This is a genomic window from Sphingomonas sp. 10B4 (assembly GCF_035019905.1).
In the GTDB taxonomy this organism is placed as follows: Bacteria; Pseudomonadota; Alphaproteobacteria; order Sphingomonadales; family Sphingomonadaceae; genus Sphingomonas; species Sphingomonas glacialis.
The window spans coordinates 1-299 of sequence record NZ_JASJVC010000251.1 but is presented as its reverse complement, the minus strand read 5'-3'; the positions used below and the strand labels follow the sequence as shown (position 1 = coordinate 299).

The 299-nt window shown below is 57.5% G+C and carries 1 protein-coding gene; it reads right to left on the bottom strand.

All coding sequences use genetic code 11. The features are described 5' to 3' along the window. Nucleotides 1-299: phosphoenolpyruvate carboxylase (locus tag QN347_RS19695; protein WP_323494380.1), on the bottom strand; the 299-nt coding region annotated here is incomplete at both ends.

Genomic DNA, 299 nt, shown 5'->3' with positions numbered 1-299 from the left:
GTAAATCGCCAATTCCGACTGGGTTTCTTCCGAATACGTGAGGTAAGGCGAAGCCAGCGGACGCGCATTGCTGATCTCGGCAATCAGACAGGCGATGCGTTGCTCTTCATTGCAAGCGAGGTAATCGATGGTCGGATCGGCGGCCTGCAGCAATTCCGCCACCACGCGTTCATGGACATCGGAATTTTGACGCAGATCGACCGGTGCGAGCGAAAAGCCAAACACCCTCACGGCCCGGCGTAAATGACGCAGACGACCACGGGTTAAGGCCGCCGAACCGTGCGCGACCAAGGAATGAT